Annotated in this window: 10 protein-coding genes; 5 read left to right on the plus strand and 5 right to left on the minus strand. The window is 70.6% G+C overall.

Translation table 11 applies throughout. The features are described from left to right. The first annotated feature begins 5 nt into the window (after positions 1 to 5). The 5 genes from AC1D2K_RS03150 to AC1D2K_RS03170 are packed head-to-tail and all read left to right on the plus strand — an operon-like array spanning position 6 to position 11,541. The gene (locus AC1D2K_RS03150) at positions 6 to 371 is read left to right on the plus strand and encodes a GPW/gp25 family protein (protein ID WP_478086248.1); all 366 of its coding nucleotides are present in this window, start codon (positions 6 to 8) and stop codon (positions 369 to 371) included. Next, positions 368 to 2,854, plus strand: a complete 2,487-nt coding sequence (locus AC1D2K_RS03155) for a putative baseplate assembly protein (protein ID WP_478086250.1) — start codon at positions 368 to 370, stop codon at positions 2,852 to 2,854. The genes AC1D2K_RS03150 and AC1D2K_RS03155 overlap by 4 nt, the downstream gene beginning before the upstream one ends. Further along, positions 2,851 to 5,820 carry a putative baseplate assembly protein gene (locus AC1D2K_RS03160; protein ID WP_478086251.1) on the plus strand — a complete coding sequence of 990 codons (2,970 nt, stop codon included), beginning with the start codon at positions 2,851 to 2,853 and terminating at the stop codon, positions 5,818 to 5,820. Before AC1D2K_RS03155 ends, AC1D2K_RS03160 begins: the two co-directional genes overlap by 4 nt. Beyond that, entirely contained in the window at positions 5,817 to 8,108 is a 2,292-nt protein-coding gene (locus AC1D2K_RS03165) for a hypothetical protein (RefSeq protein WP_478086253.1), read from the plus strand. Before AC1D2K_RS03160 ends, AC1D2K_RS03165 begins: the two co-directional genes overlap by 4 nt. 10 nt (positions 8,109 to 8,118) lie before the next feature. Further along, positions 8,119 to 11,541, plus strand: coding sequence for a DUF6519 domain-containing protein (locus AC1D2K_RS03170; RefSeq protein WP_478086255.1), 3,423 nt, complete (start codon positions 8,119 to 8,121; stop codon positions 11,539 to 11,541). 95 nt (positions 11,542 to 11,636) lie between these two features. On the opposite strand, the gene AC1D2K_RS03175 is transcribed toward AC1D2K_RS03170, so the two are convergent. From AC1D2K_RS03175 to urtD, 5 genes are all read right to left on the minus strand, one after another. After that, on the minus strand, positions 11,637 to 12,680 hold the full coding sequence (locus AC1D2K_RS03175; protein ID WP_478086256.1) for an aliphatic amidase: 1,044 nt from the start codon (positions 12,678 to 12,680) through the stop codon (positions 11,637 to 11,639). Positions 12,681 to 12,690: 10 nt separating this feature from the next. Then, the gene (locus AC1D2K_RS03180) at positions 12,691 to 13,032 is read right to left on the minus strand and encodes an FmdB family zinc ribbon protein (RefSeq protein ID WP_478086258.1); all 342 of its coding nucleotides are present in this window, start codon (positions 13,030 to 13,032) and stop codon (positions 12,691 to 12,693) included. Between the two features lie 16 nt (positions 13,033 to 13,048). After that, entirely contained in the window at positions 13,049 to 14,281 is a 1,233-nt protein-coding gene (gene fmdA / locus AC1D2K_RS03185) for a formamidase (protein ID WP_478086259.1), read from the minus strand. Between the two features lie 37 nt (positions 14,282 to 14,318). Then, positions 14,319 to 15,008 carry an urea ABC transporter ATP-binding subunit UrtE gene (gene urtE, locus AC1D2K_RS03190; protein ID WP_478086262.1) on the minus strand — a complete coding sequence of 230 codons (690 nt, stop codon included), beginning with the start codon at positions 15,006 to 15,008 and terminating at the stop codon, positions 14,319 to 14,321. A gap of 23 nt (positions 15,009 to 15,031) precedes the next feature. Next, positions 15,032 to 15,681 (minus strand): urea ABC transporter ATP-binding protein UrtD (gene urtD, locus AC1D2K_RS03195; protein ID WP_478086260.1); only part of this gene is annotated, 650 nt, incomplete at its 5' end.

Consider the following 15,681-nt stretch of genomic DNA (forward strand, 5'->3'; position numbering starts at 1 on the left):
ACACCATGGACACCGACATCGGCTTTCCCCTGCGCATCGACGGCCGCGGCCGCAGCGCGACCGTCTCGCGCGAGGCGCACCTGCGCGACCTGATCGAGCAGCTCCTTTTCACCGTGCCGGGTGAGCGCGTGAACCGGCCGGACTTCGGCTGCGGCCTCATGCAGCTCGTGTTCGCGCCCAACAGCCCCGAGCTCGCCGCGACGGTGCAGGCACTGGTGCACGGCGCGCTGCAGCAGTGGCTCGGCCACCTGATGCGCATCGACGAGGTCAGCGCCGAGAGCGAGGACGCGACCCTGTCGGTGACGGTGCGCTACACGGTGCTGGAGACGCAGCAGAGCGGTCAGGCGCAGTTCAGGCGGGAGGCCCCATGAACAGCCAGTACCTGTGCAGCAACCCCGGCCGCATCGCCGCCCTGCGCGAGGCCGCGCTGGCGAACCCGCCGCGCGCCTTCAACGGCATCGAGTACCTGGAAGTGGTGCACGGCGAACCGCGGCTGATGCTGCACTTCGTGCACGACCTGGCCTTCGCGCCGGCCGCGCCGCTCGCGGCCACCAACATCGAGATCCGCGGCGGCGTGCGGGTGCGCAACCCGCAGGCGATCGGCGTGTCGGCCAGCGGCGACGTGCTGACGGTGGAGCTGGACGACATCGGCGACTTCTCGCGCTACCAGTTGCGGCTGGTCGCCTCGGCCGGCTCCGACGCGCCGCCGGCCGGCATCGACCCTGCCCTGGCGCAGATCGCCTTCGGCTTCAAGGTCGACTGCCCCAGCGACTTCGACTGCCGCGTGGAAGACGACTGCGCGCCGGTCCAGCAACGCGCACCCGACATCGACTACCTGGCACGCGACTACCAGAGCTTCCGCCGCCTGGTGCTGGACCGGCTTTCGGCGCTGATGCCCCACTGGAAGGAACGCAGCCCGGCCGACTTGATGGTCACGCTGTCCGAGGCGCTGGCCTTCCGCGCCGACGAGATCGCCTACTTCCAGGACGCGGTCGCCACCGAGGCCTACCTGGGCACCGCGCGCCAGCGCGTCTCGGTGCGGCGGCACGCGCGCCTGCTGGACTACGCGGTGCACGAGGGCTGCAATGCGCGCGCCTGGGTGGCCTTCGAGGTCGACATCGCTGCTGCTGCCGACGGCCAGACGCTCGCGGCCTGCGACAGCACCACCGGCCTGGACGGCACCCTGCTGCTGACCCGCGCGCAGGGCGCGCCCCGGCGGCTGGGTTCTCCCGCCAGCGCGCAGGCGCTGGTCGCGGCCGGTGCGCAAGCCTTCGAGCTGCTGACACCGCTGAGGCTGTTCAGCGCCCACAACGACCTGCGCTTCTACACCTGGAGCGACGAGGCCTGCTGCCTGCCGCGCGGCGCCACGCGCGCCTTCCTCATCGACGACCCGGCGAACCGGCTGCGCCTGCGCGCGGGCGACCTGCTGCTGCTGGAGGCACGCGCCGGCACCACCAACGGCCTGCCGCAGGATGCCGACGCGCAGCAGCGCCACGTGGTCCGCATCACGCGGGTCGACCCCGAGGCGGACAAGGATCGCGCTCCCTCTGCGCAGCCGCGGCACGACCCGGTCACCGAACAGCCGCTGGTCGAGGTGCACTGGCACGCCGAGGACGCATTGCCCTTCGACCTGTGCCTGTCGAAGGTCATCGATGGCGTGCTGGTGCGCGACATGGCGGGCGCCTGCGCCAACATCGCGCTGGCCGACCACGGCTACAGCGCAACACGCCCCGAGCCCCTGGTGCCGGTGCCCGGCGGCCGCGTGCCGCGCTATCGGCTGGCGCAGCCGACGCTGCTGCCGTGGACGCGCCAGGGCCTGGTGCGCAACGCCAGCGGCGAGGCGATGCTGGTGGACCCATCCACCAGCGCCACCGCCGCCCTGCGGCGCGACCTGGCGGACACGCGCGAGGCAGTGCTCGTGGCCAGCGACGGCGACGACCGCCGTTGGAACGCACGCCGCGACCTGCTGCAAAGCGGCTCCCATGCCCCGGAGTTCGTGGCCGAGACCGAGGCCGACGGCCAGGTGCTGCTGCGCTTCGGCGACGGCGTGAACGGCCTGCGCCCCGGCGCGGCCGAGGCCCTGTCGGCGCGGGTGCGCACCGGCAACGGCAGCGCCGGCAACGTGGGCGCCGATGCGATCGCCCATGTGCTGTGCCCCTTCGACGGCATCGCGCGGGTGCGCAACCCGCTGCCGGCCAGCGGCGGCGTGGACCCGGTGGCGCTGGCGCGCGCGCGCATGGACGCGCCGCAGGCCTTCCGGCGCCAGGAGCGCGCAGTGACGGCCGAGGACTATGCCGAGGTCGCCATGCGCGACGGCCGCGTGCAGCGCGCCGTCGCCACGCGCCGCTGGACCGGGAGCTGGCACACCATGTTCATCACCGTCGACCGGCGCGGCGCCGAGGGCATGGACCCCGCCTTCGAGGACAGCCTGAGCGCCTTCATCGACCGCTACCGCCTGGCCGGCCACGACGTGGAGATCGACGCCCCGGCCTACGTGGCGCTGGACATCGCGCTGCATGTCTGCACCCGGCCCGGCTACTTCCCGGCCGATGTGCAGCGCCGCCTGCTGCACGTGTTCGCCACCACGCCCGGTGGCTTCTTCCACCCCGACCGCTTCAGCTTCGGCGAGCCGGTCTACCTGAGCGCCGTGATCGCCGCGGCGATGGCGGTGCAGGGCGTCTCGCACGTGGAGCCGCTGCGCTTCCAGCGCCTGGGCCGGCTGCCGGACGGCGAGATCGACGCCGGCCGCATCGCGACGGCACGGCTGGAGATCGCGCGCCTGGACAACGACCCCAACGCGCCCGAGCACGGCCGCATCCAGTTCGAGGTGCATGCGGCGGAGGAAACAAGATGAGCAGCGAAGACCTCCCCCTCGACGGCTGCCACTGCTGCGAAGGCCAGGCCGAGCCCGGCACCATCTACAACGCGCCGGGACTGCCCGCGCTGGCCTGGCGCATCGACAGCCAGCCCGGCTTCTACCAGCGCATGCTGGCCCGCCTGCCGCTTTGGGGGCTGCCCGGTCAGCTGGCGACCGCGCCGCGGCCCCTGGGCCAGCTTCGCACCCGCGAGCCCGACGACGCGGCCATCGCGCTGGTCGATGCCTCGGCCTGCGTGGCCGACGTGCTGACCTTCTACCAGGAGCGCATCGCCAACGAGGGGTTCCTCCGCACCGCCACTGAACGCCGCTCGGTGCTGGAGCTCGCGCGAGCCGTCGGCTACGAGCTGCGGCCCGGCGTCGCCGCCAGCGTGCACCTGGTCTTCACGGTGGAAGACGCGCCCGGCGCGCCGGGCGTGTGCACCATCGCGGCCGGCGCGCCGGTGCAGAGCGTGCCGCCGCAGGGCAAGCTGCCGCAGGTCTTCGAGACCGGCGAGCCGATCGTCGCGCGCGCCGAATGGAACGCATTGCGCCCGCGCCAGACCCGGCCGGCCGACCTCGCCGTGTTGGGCCCCGACGGCGCGCTGCGCCTGGCCCTGCTCTACCCCGCCGGCAGCCTGCCGGCCGACACCGTCGGCCTGCATCCGGATCTCTCCAGCGGCAACCTGTACCGGCTCGACCCGGACCTGCCCGTGGAGCCGCGGGTGGACGCCCAGGAAGTGGCCCGCATCTACCTGTCCGACCAGGCCAGCGGCGTGCAGGCCGGCGAACTGCTGCTCTTCGTCGGCAAGAAGGGGCTGGAGCTGAAGCACCTGGCGCTGCGCGCGCTGGAGGTCGAGGACGAACCGGCCCTGCGCCGCGTACGCGTGGCGCTGGAGCCGCTGCCCGACCCGAAGACGCCCGCGGCGCCGCCGATGCTCGTCTGGCTGGTGCCCACCGTGTCGATGTTCTACGGCGGCTACGCGCAGGCGCAGGTCGAAACCGTGCCTTTCACCACCACCGACCTGGGCCCCGCCATCACCAGCAAGAGCTGGAAGGAGAACGAGCTGCAGGCCATGATCGCGATCCAGGGCTGGAGCACCACGCAGCTCGTCCAGACCATCACGGCCAGCGTCCAGCCCCCGGCCAAGCCGAAGTCGCCCGAGGCCGGCGCCTTCAGCTTTGCGCAGCGGCTGGGCTTCTTCGGGCACAACGCGCCCAAGTGGGGCTCGCTGCCGAAGATCAATCTCCGCGATCCGGACATCTACAAGGATGGCTGGGACGACCAGGATCCGATCACCTCCCCCACCGGCACGCTGGACGCCAGCCGCAGCATCTGGACCGACTCGCAGGGCAACCCCAACATGGAGAGCCTGGTCCTGCCGCCCTGTCACGCGCTGCTGGAGCGCCCGGTGCCCAAGCTCGCGCCCGGCAGCTGGATGATCTTCGACGCCCCCAGCGAGAAGGCCACGGCCTATGCCTTGTTCGATGCGCGCGAAGTCTCGCGCGCCGACTACGGCCTGTCGGCCCGCGCCACCGCGCTGCGGCTGGCCGACAGCAGCGGCCAGCCGATGGCGGAGGCGCCGGAAGAGGCCTTCCTGTTCCGCGACACCACGGCCCACGTCGTCAGCCGGCGCCAGCCCCTGGCCGAGTTGCCGATCGAGACCCCGGTGGAGCGCGACAGCAAGCGCATCGAGCTGTCGACCATGGTGCTGGGTCTGACGCGCGGCCAGCCCCTGGCCTTCGTCGGCCCGCGGGCCGACCTGCCCGGCGTGGAGGCGGCCGAGATCGCGCTGCTGGACGAAGTGGAGCACAGCGCCGGCCGCAGCACGCTGGTGCTGCAGAAGGCGCTGGCATACAGCTATCAGCGCGAGAGGCTGCAGATCCACGCCAACGTGGTCCGCGCCACGCACGGCGAGAGCGTGCAGGAGGTGCTGGGCAACGGCGACGCGAAGGAGAGCTTCCAGCGCTTCATGCTGCGCAAGCCGCCGACCACGCACTTGACGGCCGCCTCGGCCAGCGGCGTGAAGAGCACGCTGGAACTGCGCGTGAACGGCCTGCTGTGGACCGAACGCCCCTCGCTGTACGGTGCCGCGCCCGACGAGCATGTGTTCACCACGCGCATCGACAACGAGGCGCGCATGAAGGTCCTGTTCGGCGACGGCCGCAGCGGCGCGCGCCTGCCCAGCGGCCAGATGAACGTGCAGGCGCGCTACCGCAGCGGCATCGGCCCCGACGGCGAGGTGGCGGCGGGCACGCTGACCATGCTGCGCGCCATGCCGCTGGGCCTGCGCGGCGTGAGCAACCCGCTGCCGGCCAGCGGCGCCCAGGGGCCCGAGAAGCTGGAGGACGCACGCCGCAATGCGCCGCTGACGCTGCTGGCCTTCGAGCGCGTGGTCTCGCTGTCGGACTACCAGGACTTTGCGCGTGCCTTCCCGGGCATCGGCAAGGCGCGCGCCGACCTGGTGTGGGTCAACGGCAGCTCGCGCGTGCTGCTCTCGGTGGCCGGCGCCACCGGCGGCGTGCCGGGCGAGGAGGTGATGGACAACCTGCAGAAGGCCATTGCCAGCCTGTCCGACCCCTCGCAGGCCTTCGTGCTGGGCGCCTCGGTGCTGCGCTACTTCCGCTGCACCGCGCGCGTGGCGATCGACCCACGCCACGAGGCCGACACGGTGCTCGCGGCCTGCAGGGCGAAGCTGCAAGCCGCATTCGGCTTCGACGCGCGAGACCTGGCGCAATCGGTCACCGCCGCCGAGTTGCTCGCACTGCTGCACCAGGTCCCCGGCGTGGTGGCAGTGGACCTGGAGGTGCTGCAGCCCTACGGTGAAGCCGCGGCCGCCGCCGRCAACGGGCAGTTCGTGCCGGCCTTCGGCGCGCGCTGGGACCCGGTGGACATGGCGATGCGGCCGGCCGAACTGATGTTGCTGAACCCCGCGGCACTCGAACTCGTGAAGGCCACGCTATGAGTCTCCTCACCCCCGAACGGCTCTACCAGCTGCTGCCGGTCATCCACCGCCTGCGCGACACCGAGCGCGGTGCGCCGCTGCGGGCGCTGCTGGCCGTGATCGAAAGCGAACTCGAGGCGGTGGAGGCCGACACCGCGCGCCTGTACGACAACTGGTTCATCGAGACCTGCGACGAATGGACCGTGCCCTACATCGGCGACCTGCTGGGCGCGCGGCCGATCCGCCCGGTGCCCTCGGCCGGCGTCAGCACGCGCGCCTGGGTCGCCAACACCATCGCCTACCGCCGCCGCAAGGGCACGGCGCTGGTGCTGGAGCAACTGGCGCGCGATGTCACCGGCTGGCCCGCAGCGGCGGTGGAGTTCTTCCAGCGCCTGGGCACCACCCAGCACATGAACCACGTGCGCCGCGCGCCCACCGCCACGGCCTGCGTGCGCGACGCCGCGGCGGCCGAGCTGGCGCAGGCCTCGGCCGGCGCCTTCGACCCCTTTGCCCACACGCTGGAGGTGCGCAACGCCGACACGCGTGGCGGCCGCTTCAACATCCCCAACGTGGGCCTGTACCTGTGGCGGCTGCGCCCGCAGCCGCTGGGCAGCGGCGCGCCGGGCCCCGTCGCCGAAATGGCGACGGCCGACTTCATCAGCGCACGCGAGGCGCAATCAGGTGGCTGGTGGCACATGCACCCGGCGGGCGTGGACGCACCGGTGTTCAACCGCCCGCCCACCGAGACCGGCAGCGGCGCCATCACCCAGGCTGYGCGCGAGGAACACACCCCGGCCCCGCTGCGCCCGCTGGCACTGCATGCCGAGCTCGTGCGGCTGCGCGCCGACCAGGCCGAGCCGGCGCCGCGCTTCATGACCGAGCGCGACCCGGTGCTGCGCTGCTTCGTGCGGCTCGCCGGCGAGACGCTGCCGGTGGAGGTGCCGCGCGAGGACATCTGCATCTGCGAGATCCCCGACACCGTGGAACTGGCCCAGCCCACGCCGCGCGTGCCGGCGCTGGACCTGCTGCGCGGACGCATCGCGTTCCCGGCCGCGCTGGACGTGAAGCAAGTGTGGCTGCATGCGACCCATGCCAGCGTGGCCGACATCGGCGGCGGTCCCTACGATCGCGGCGCCGCACTGCGCGCGGCCAGCCGCGCGGCCGACGAAAGCCGAAGCGGCTTCTTCGACCCGCAGGTCTGGCAGGTGGGCGTGTCGCACCTGCTGCCCGCGGGCGGCATGCTGTTCCCCACCCTGCGTGCCGCCGTCCAGGCCTGGAATGACGAGCCGGCGGGGCGCACCGGCGTCATCGTGGTGATGGACAGCCTGACGGAGATCGACGACGACCCGCTGGAAATCCGGATCCCCGAAGCCTCGCAACTGCTGGTGGTCGCCGGCCAATGGCCGCTGCAGCCCATCCCCGACGCGCCGCCCGGCAGCATGGAGCGCGTGGCCGGCCGCTTCGAGGCCCGGCAGGTGCGCGCGCATTGGCAGGGCCTGCTGAAGGTGAGCGGTACCGCCGACGCCGACGCGTCCGACCCGGGCGCGCTGTTCCTGCACGGGCTGCTGCTGCAGGGGCCCCTGCAGGTGTCCGGCCGCCTGGGCCAGCTGGAGCTGGCGCACTGCACGCTGCTGCCCGACACGGTGCAGGGCACGCAGCACCTGCAGGTGGGCGTCGACAGCCCGCGCCTGCAATTGCGGCTGCTGCAAAGCCTTTGCGCACCGGTCACCGTGGCCGGCCCGGTGCGCGGGGTGGAGGTGGCCGACAGCATCGTCGGCCTGGGCCTCGCCGACGGCGCTTCGGCGCCGGCGCTGGACGCGCCCGAGGCCGCGCTGGACCTGCAACGCACCAGCTTCTTCGGCGGCGTCAACGCGCTGTCGCTCAATGCCAGCGACTGCATCTTCGACGCACCGGTGCTCGCCGAGCGTCGCCAGGTGGGCTGCGTGCGCTTTTGCTACGTGCCCCCTTCCTCGCAGGTGCCGCGGCGCTACCGCTGCCAGCCGCAGCTCGAGAGCGAGACGCGCATCGCCGACCTGCCAGCCAACGCCACGACCGCCGAAAAGGACGCGGTTCGCGCCGAGGTCGAGGCCACGGTGCGGCCGCTCTTCGTCTCGCGCCGCTACGGCGACCCGGCGCTGGGCCAACTGGAACTGCGCTGCGCGGCGCAGATTCGCACCGGCGCGGCCAGCGGCGCAGAGATGGGCGCCTACGAACACCTGCAGCAGCCGCAGCGCGAGGCCAACCTGCGCGATGCACTGACCGAGTACCTGCGCCTGGGCCTGGCCGCCAGCGTGCATTTCGCCAATTGAGGAGGACACCATGAAAGCCGATCTCTCCCGCGAGACCTTCGAGCCCGGCGCGCACTACACCGCCGTGCGCATGCAGCAAGGCCGCGTGATCATCGATGCGGATTTCAACGAGGAAGGCGACATCACCCGCCGCCGTGCCGAGGCTCTGGCCGAGGACGTCATCGGCCAGAGCGGCGCGCCGGCCGAGAACGCCGGCTTCGCGCTGTCGGCCGGCATGGTCGCGCTGGCGGTGCATGCAGCCGATGCCAACAGCGTGTGGATCGCCGGCGAAGACGGCGTGCTGCTGGTCAGCACCAATGGCGGCGCGGCCTGGACCGTGGCCGCCACCGGCAGCACGCGGCACCTGCGTGCCATTGCGCGCGCCGCCAACACCGGCTGGGCCGTGGGCGACGGCGGCACCGTGCTGCGCACCAGCAACGCGGGCAGCACCTGGACCGTGCAGAACGCCGGCAGCCTGCAGCATTTGCGCGGCGTCGCGGTCTTCGATGCCCAGCACGCCTGGGCCGTGGGCGACGGCGGCCTGGTGCTGCGCACCGTCGACGGCGGCGCCAACTGGACGCGCCACGCCAGCGGCGTTCAGCGCCTCTACGCCGCGGCCTTCGCCAACGCGCAGGAAGGCCTGGCCGTGGGGCCCGGCGGCGCGATCGTGCGCAGCAGCAACGGCGGCGCGGGATGGACCCGCGTGCAAAGCGGCAGCAGCGCCACCTTGCGCGCGGTGTCGCTCGCCGGTGGCCAGGCCTGGGCGGTGGGCGACGGCGGCACCGTGCTGCGCAGCGCCGACGGCGGCGCGACCTGGACGACCGCCACCAGCGGCAGCACCTCGCGGCTGCGCGCGGTGCGCTTTCGCGACGCCAACAATGGCTGGATCGCTGGCGAGGACGGCGCGCTGCTGGTCACCACCAATGGCGGCACCACCTGGACCGCGCAGACCGTGGCCGGCGGTCCGGCACTGGCGGGCCTGTYGGTGGCCGGCACGGAGCAGCCCTGGCTGGTCGGCGGTGGCCAGGCCTGGCGCGTGCAAGCCACCGGCGCCGGTGCGCCTGCGGCGCTGCCGGCGGCGAGCCTGCGCATCGGCGCGGGCCGCTACTACGTGCAGGGCCAGCTCTGCGAATGGGAGCAGGCCGCCTCGCTGGCCAACCAGCCCGACGGCGGCGTGCCGGCACGGCTGCCGGCCGGCACGCACCTGGTCTACCTGCGCGCCTGGCAACGCCATGTGAGTGCGCTGGAGGACCCGGGCATCCGCGAAGTGGCACTGGGCGGCCCCGACACCGCCACCCGCGCGCAGCAGGTGGCGCAAGTGCGCACGCTCGCCCTGCCGGCCGCGCCCGACAACACCGCCTGGCACTGCGGCGCCGACGTGGCCGCCTGGAACACCCTGACCGCCCCGCCGGGCGCCCGCATGGCCGCGCGCGCCGAGCCCGAACTGGCGTCCACCGGCGTCTGCGAGATCGCCGCCACGGCAGGCTACCGCCGGCTGGAGAACCAGCTCTACCGCGTGGAAATCCACTCGGTGGACGCGGCGGGCGCCGCCACATTCAAGTGGTCGCGCGAGAACGGCTCGGTCAGCTATGCGGTGCAGGAGATCAGCATCGACGCCAACCGCACCACGATTCGCCTGGCGGCACGCGGCCGCGATGCGAACCTGGACCTCACCCTGCACGACCGCGTGGAACTGGTCGACGACGAGGCCGAATTGCAGGGCCGCGCGGGCCAGCTCTTCGACTACCTGCAAGACGGCGACGATGCGCTGGAACTGGTGCTGGATGGCGTGCCCACCGGCACGCTGGGCCAGGACCCGGCGCGCCACCCCGTGCTGCGCCGCTGGGACCACACGCCCGCCGTGGCCGGCGAGCACGCGCTGGCGGTGGAGGAAGGCGACTGGATCACGCTGGAGGATGGCGTGCAGATCCGCTTCGCACCCGGCGGCAGCTACCGGCCGGGCGACTACTGGCAGATCCCGGCGCGCACCGTGACGGCCGACGTGGAATGGCCGCGCGACTGCGACGGCGAGCCCGTCGCCGAGCCGCCGGCCGGCGTGCGTGACGGCTGGGCGCGGCTCGGCCTGGTGACGGTGGACGCCAGCGGCCTGGTCACGGACATCACCGACTGCCGCGACCTGTTCCCGCCGCTCACGAAAATGACGCAACTGCTCTACGTAGGCGGCGACGGCCAGAACACCACGCCCGGCGGCGCGCTGCCCGAGCCGCTGCGTGTGCGCGTGATGCGCGGCGCGCTGCCCGTGCCCGGCGCGCGCGTGCGCTTCACGGTGGAGGCCGGGGCCGGCAGCGTGGGCAACCCGCCGGCCAGCGTCTTCGACGCCACCTGCAACGCCCAGGGCCTGGCCGAATGCCCCTGGCGGCTGGGCACGCCGCAGAACCAGCGCGTCCGTGCGCATCTGCTGACCAGCGGCGGCAGCCCGGTGGCCGAGCAGGTGCTGGTGTTCGCGGCCACCGCCACGACGCCGGCCACCGGCGGGGGCGGCGGCTGCGAGGTCACGATCGGCAAGGGGGGCGACTTCCCCGAACTCAGCAGCGAACTGCTGGAGAAGTTGCTGGCGGCGCGGCCCTCGCTGTGCATCTGCTTCCTGCCAGGCACGCACCGACTCGAGGCCGGCCTGACGCTGGATGCGCCCTCCACGCAGCCGGTGCGGCGCCTGTCGTTGCACGGCTGCGGCCCCACCGCGGTGATCGTGGTCGCCGCCCCGATCGCCCTGGCCGGCCTGGCCGCGCTGGAACTGCGCGATCTGCATTTGCAGCTCAGCGAGCGCGGCGTGATCGCGCTGACCAATAACACCCAGGTCGAGCTGGACGGCGTGAACGTGGCCGGCAGGAGCGACAGCCAACTGCCCTGGCTGGCCGTCGGCAGCACGCGCGTGCTGCGCATGCGCGGCTGCACATTACCGGCGGCGGTACGGGCGGCCGCAGTTTTCCAGGACATCACCGACCTGTGTGAGATCACGCACTGCCAGTTCGCGGGCGACGTGGCGTTCTACGGCATCCCCGACCCCGAGGTGCCGCGCGACGCGCTGCTGCGCGCGCTGCAGCCCGGTGATTTCGAGGTCCAGCCCGGCGTCGGCCAACTGGTGTTCGCGAGCAACCTGCTGACGCGGCTGACGATGGGCATCGAAACCATCAAGCTGCTCACCGCGAAGCGGGCCMGCGGCCTGTTCCAGACGGTGGTGCTRCAGGGCAACACCTTCACGGCCGACATGGTGCTGTGCGCCGGGAACTTCATGAGCGTCAGCGGCAACCACTTCACCGCCACCCAACCGCGCTCCAGCACCTACGGCATGCTGATCGCGCGCCGCGCCGCCGCAAGCAGCAACGTCGGCGAGCTGTTCGGCGACAACGCGACACTGTGGTTCCTGGTGACCAAGGGCGAGTTCCGCGGCGCGGCGAACATGGTGTTCACGATTCCGCAGTCGCTGTCTTAGGGGTCGGCAAGTCTTTGATCTTCTTGGGACTGCCGTTCGCTTTCACCCCTGCCAGGGCTCCTGCGTAATGCGCCAGGATTCGAGCGGATCTGGCATCAGCGGTGCACGCCGGCCGTGTCGTCGTTCGGGATGCCCCCGATCGGCGCCTCCGCGGTGCCGACGGTGCTGCGGGTAAAGGATTCGACCATCTCGCGCGTGCCCTGTGGATCGGCGATCCACTTGGCATAGAAGTCGTAGGGGCAGTCGGCCACGCCCTTGTCGCCTTCGCGGGAGTTGATCAAGCCGGTGTAGCCGCGGTGAACCAGCTTGAAGAGGTGGTTCTCCGACTGGCCGTGCTTGCGGAAGTCGCGGATCAGGCTCTTGCTGAGCGCCGCGTACTGGATGCCCATTTCCTCCTCGCCGCATTCGCCGAGCGTGCGGCCGTCGAAGCCGATGATCGCCGAGTGGCCGAAATACGAATAGACGCCGTCGAAGCCCGCCGCGTTGGCGACCGCCACATAGGTGTTGTTGGCGAAGGCCATTGCCTTGCTGATGAGGATCTGCTGCTCCTTCGCCGGGTACATGTAGCCCTGGCAGCGCACGATCAGCTCGGCGCCCTTCATCGCGCAGTCGCGCCAGATCTCGGGATAGTTGCCGTCGTCGCAGATGATGAGGCTGACCTTGAGCCCCTTCGGCCCGTCGCTCACATAGGTGCAGTTGCCCGGATACCAGCCCTCGATCGGCACCCAGGGCATGATCTTGCGGTACTTCTGCACGATCTCGCCCTGGTCGTTCATGAGGATGAGCGTGTTGTAGGGCGCCTTGTTCGGATGCTCCTCGTGGCGCTCGCCGGTGAGGGAGAACACGCCCCACACCTTCGCCTTGCGACAGGCCTCGGCGAAGATCTCGGTCTCGGCGCCGGGCACGGTGGCGGCGTTCTCGTACATCTCGGCGCTGTCGTACATGATGCCGTGGGTGCTGTACTCGGGAAAGATCACGAGGTCGAGGCCGGGAAGTCCGGACTTCATGCCGACCACCATCTTCGCGATCGCACGCGCGTTGTCGAGCACCTCGGCACGCGAGTGCAGGCGCGGCATCTTGTAGTTGACGACCGCGACACCTACGGTGTCCTTGCTGCTCGAGATATCTCCATGAATCATGGTGCTGCTCCTAGTGGCTGATCATCCAGGGCCGTTTGGTCGGAAAGGTCTTGGCACCGTTGGGCGCGGTCACCGTCGCGCCACGCTTGGCGCCACTGCAGCAGCCGCAGCCCGAGGGATGCCTGAGCCGCGCGTAGTCGCCCGAGCGCTTCGGCTCGTGCGCCGCACGCTCGTTGACCGCGATGGCGCGGCGCGTGCCGTCGGCCATGAGCGCCAGGCGTGGTGCGCCCGACATCACGCGCGGCGAGGCGCCGCCGCAATCCGGGCAGTCCGCCGGCAGGTCGCGTTGGCTCACGCTGCGCAGTGCATCGAAGCCGCCGCAGTCGTCGCACCGGTAGTCGTAGGTCGGCATGCTGCTCGCGCTCCGGTCAGGCAAGGTCGGGCGACAGCGGCATGTCGATCTTGCCGTCGATGAACCTGGTCGGCCCGTTGGCGTTCGGRTTGATGTCGAAGTCGAAGATCTGCGTCGGCAGCCASAGCGTGGCGCAGGMATTCGGSAYGTCGACCACGCCRCTGATGTGGCCCTGCACCGGTGCGGTGCCGAGGATCGAATAGGCCTGTGCGCCGGAATAGCCGAACTTCTTCAGGTACTCGATCGCGTTCAGGCATGCCTGGCGGTAGGCCACGTGCACGTCAAGGTAGTACTGCTTGCCCGCCTCATCCACCGAGATGCCCTCGAAGATGATGTAGTCGTTGTAGTGCGGCGTGATCGGGCTCGGCTTGAAGATCGGGTTCTTGATGCCGTACTTGGCCATGCCGCCCTTGATGAGCGTGACTTTCATGTGCACCCAGCCCGCCATCTCGATGGCGCCGCAGAAGGTGATCTCGCCATCGCCCTGGCTGAAGTGCAGGTCGCCCACCGACAGGCCGGCGCCGTCGACGTAGACCGGGAAGAAAACCTTGGAGCCGCGCGAGAGATCCTTGATGTCGCAGTTGCCGCCGTGCTCGCGCGGCGGCACGGTGCGTGCGCCCTCGGCGGCTGCCTTGGCCCTGGCCTCGCCGGTCATCTTTCCCATGTGGGCGGTGCCGGCCGAAGGCGGATTCGCCAGGCCGGGCACGCGATCCGGGTCGGTCGCGATGAAGTCGATCTCGCGCTTGTTCCACATGTCGAGCATCGCCCTGTCGGGCAGGCAGCCGATCAGGCCGGGATGGATCAGTCCCGCGAAGTTGACGCCCGGGATGTGGCGCGAACTGGTGAACATGCCCTTGAAGTCCCAGATCGATTTCTGCGCCTCCGGAAAATGATCGGTGAGGAAGCCGCCGCCGTTCTTCTTCGAGAAGAAGCCATTGAAGCCCCACAGGCTGTCCTGCTTGGCGCCGATGTCCAGCAGGTCGACCACCAGCAGGTCGCCGGGCTCGGCCCCCTTCACGCCGACCGGGCCCGACAGGTAGTGCACCGTGGTCAGGTCGATGTCGCGCACGTCGTCGGCGCTGTCGTTGTTCTTGATGAAGCCGCCGGTCCAGTCGAAGGTTTCGAGGATGAAGTCGTCGCCCGGGTTCACCCAGCAGGCCATCGGGATGTCCGGGTGCCAGCGGTTGTGGATCATCTCGTTCTCGGTCGGCGATTTGGTCAGGTCGACCTTGATCAGCGTGTCGGTCATTTGCAATGGCTCCTGGGGTGGTTGTCGAAAGGGGAGTTCAAACGGAGAGATAGGCCTTGATGTGGTTCACGTCGGTCTTGTCGCGCGCGGTCTCGTGCACGAAGATCCCGCCCTCGATCACGAACAGGCGGTCGGCAACGTCCAGCGCGAAGCTCAGCACCTGCTCCGACACCACGATCGTGATCTCGCGCAGCTTGCGGATCTCGTTCAGCGCCTTCGCGATGTCCTTGATGATCGAAGGCTGGATGCCCTCGGTAGGCTCGTCGAGCAGCAGCACCTTGGGGTCGGTCACGAGCGCACGCGCGATCGCCAACTGCTGCTGCTGGCCGCCCGACAGGTTGCCGCCCTTGCGGCGCTTCATGTCGAACAGCACCGGGAAGAGCGCGTAGATTTCCTCGGGAATGCGGCGCGTCTTCGAGTTCTCTAGGCCGGTCTGGATGTTCTCCTCCACCGTCAGGGTCGGGAAGATCATGCGGCCCTGCGGCACGTAGGCAATGCCCTTGGCGACCCGTACGAAGCTCTCGTCGCGCGAGACGTCGCGCCCGGCAACGCTGATGCTGCCGCTCTTGATCGGCAGCACACCCATCAGGCTCTTGAACAGCGTGGTCTTGCCCATGCCGTTGCGGCCCATGATGGCGATGGTCTCGTTCCTGCGCGCCTGGAACGAAATGCCGTGCAGCGCCTCGCTCTGGCCGTATGAGGTGTAGAGGTCCTTGACCTCCAGCATGGCTGTGCTCATGTCGTTTGCTCCTAGTGGCCGAGGTAGACGTCGATCACGCGCTCGTCGGCCTGCACCTGATCCATCGGCCCTTCGGCCAGGATCTTTCCCTGGTGCATGACCGTGACCTTGTGCGCGATGCGCTTGACGAATTCCATGTCGTGCTCGATCACGATCACCGACCGGCCCTGGCAGATGCGCTGCAGCAGGTCAGCGGTGAGCTCGCGTTCGCGCGCGCTCATGCCGGCGATCGGTTCGTCGAGCATCAGCAACTCAGGTTCCTGCATCAGGAGCATGCCGATTTCCAGCCACTGCTTCTGGCCGTGGCTGAGCAGGCCGGCCTCGGTGTCGAGCTTGTCGGACAGGTGAATGTCGGCCGCGACCGCGTCGACCCTGGACCTCACCTCATCCGTGCACTTGAAGCCGAGCGCGCCCATGACCGATCGCCCGGCCGGAAACGACACCTCCAGGTTCTGGAACACGCTGAGGTTTTCGTAGATGGAGGGCGTCTGGAACTTGCGGCCGATCCCCAGTCGCACGCGGCGGTATTCGGCCATCCTCGTGAGCTCGGTGTTCTTGAACTTGATGCTGCCGGCACTCGCGCGGGTCTTGCCGCAGATCAGGTCGAGCAGCGTGGTCTTGCCGGCGCCGTTCGGGCCGATGATCACGCGCAGCTCGTTCT

The sequence above is a fragment of the Variovorax sp. P1_H12_2 genome, from assembly GCF_056405335.1.